General features: G+C 57.8%; 1 protein-coding gene. It reads left to right on the top strand.

The genetic code is table 11. The features are described 5' to 3' along the window. Window positions 1–240 precede the first annotated feature (240 nt). The coding region (locus ACHAC9_RS24325; RefSeq protein ID WP_435764368.1) for an alpha/beta hydrolase family protein at window positions 241–1,978 on the top strand (1,738 nt) is incomplete at its 3' end.

Here is a 1,978-nt window from a genome sequence, read left to right as displayed (position 1 = left end):
GGGTCGGTTGCGGTCCTTCGCTGGTAGACTGCTCCCGGACAAAAGCGGACCTCGGCGAACTTTTATAATGGGGCATTATAAAGCGGAGCACCGTCGATTTGTCGCCGTTTTGTTGGGGGGATGAACCACCCCTAGTGTGCCCCTCGGACTTTTCGTCGAGGGTAAAGGTAAAGAAGGGTCGATTGCACTAAACCAATGGGGACATGGAGCTGTGCCCCTCGTTAAATTTGTGAGACGCTAATGATCAGACATATTTTTGGCCAGTGCGGCGTACTGCTAACGCTGTTTATGTGTGCTGCACCTGCGCTGCACGCCGCTACCGACGCAGTTGCGCCGCCTATCGAACGTTTCTTCAGCAATCCCGTCCTCTCCGATGCCAAGCTCTCTCCCAACGGGCGCCACTTAGCCGCTATTTCCGGCGCACCTGGGCGACGTTCTTTTCTGGCTGTTATCGACTTGGATGACAAGTCGGCCAAACTAGTCGCGGGCTACACGGACGTCGATGTAATCGCCTTCGAATGGGTAAACGACAAGCGTCTACTCTTTAACGTAGATGACAGACAGGCACTGGACGAGCGCTACCGAGGAACAGGCTTGTACGCGATAGACCGTGACGGTGGCAACATGCTCCAGCTTGCAGATCGAAGTGGTGACTTCACACGTGACAACGGTCAATATAACCAGAATATGTTGGATTGGCGCACTTATATGCTGGGCCAGCCTGGTACACAAGATACAAATGCCGTATACGTCCGGCGTGAATGGAATGACAAGGCAACCGGCCGCACGGCTGTAGGCCTCCTCAAACTCGACACGCTGACAGGAGCGTCACTTGGGGCAATACCGCGGCCTGGCCTGATGAACGAATGGTGGCTAGACCACAAGGGCGAACCACGGCTTGCCAGGTCCACAGGCGAAGGTGTGACTACCCTGCATTATCGCGACCCGGCGACATCAGCTTGGCGCGTATTAAGCACTTTCCGAACCTACACGGACAACGGCAATGCATATTCGCCGCTTGGCTTTGGCAACGATGGCGTCTTGTACGCGGCGGCACACGCCGGTAAGGACACCAGCTCTGTGCATATCATCGACCTTGTCAGCGGCGCCCTGCGTCCCGAACCGGTCATCGCCACACCTGGATATGACTTTAGTGGCCACCTGGTGCGTGGTGGCGGAAAGATCCTTGGTGTGCAATTGCGTACCGATGGTGAGGCGACCATATGGTTCGACCCAGTGATGCAGGCCGCCCAGAAACGGCTCGACGCAGCGCTGCCGGGCACGATCAACCTTATGTCCTTTCCTTCGCAGAGGATGTCAGACTGGTCTCTCGTGCAGTCCTACTCCGACATCAAGCCGCCCGTCTATCGCCTGTTTAACCTGAAAACAGGTCTGATCGACATGGTGGGCGAAGCTTATCCAAACATTGATCAAGCGCGCATGGGCCGGCAGGACCTGGTGCGCTACAAGGCTCGCGATGGCCGTGAAATACCCGCACTGCTGACTTCTCCCGTCAACGGCGCAAAGAATGCGCCTCTCGTGATGCTGGTGCATGGCGGACCGAACATACGTGGAACGCAATGGGGCTGGGATCCGGAAACCCAATTCCTGGCCTCGCGCGGCTATGCCGTGCTCGAGCCGGAATTTCGGGGAAGCACTGGCTACGGCGCGGCCCACTTCCGGGCGGGTTTAAAGCAGTGGGGCCTGGCAATGCAGAACGACATCGCCGACGGTGCACGTTGGGCCGTCGCAGAAGGCATTGCCGATCCGAGCCGCATCTGCATCGCAGGCGCCAGCTATGGCGGCTATGCCACCCTGATGGGCCTTGTGAACGACCCAGACCTGTACAAGTGCGGCGTCAGCTGGGCCGGCGTCACCGACATCAACCTGATGTACGATGGCCACTGGAGCATGCAATCGGACATGGCGGAAGAGTGGAAGCAATATGGTATGCCGGAGCTCGTCGGCAACCAGGTCA

The sequence above is a fragment of the Massilia sp. CMS3.1 genome (assembly GCF_051262535.1).
Classification (GTDB): domain Bacteria; phylum Pseudomonadota; class Gammaproteobacteria; order Burkholderiales; family Burkholderiaceae_D; genus Telluria.
The sequence above is the reverse complement of the archived record's forward strand: the minus strand, read 5'-3'. Positions and strand labels throughout refer to the sequence as shown.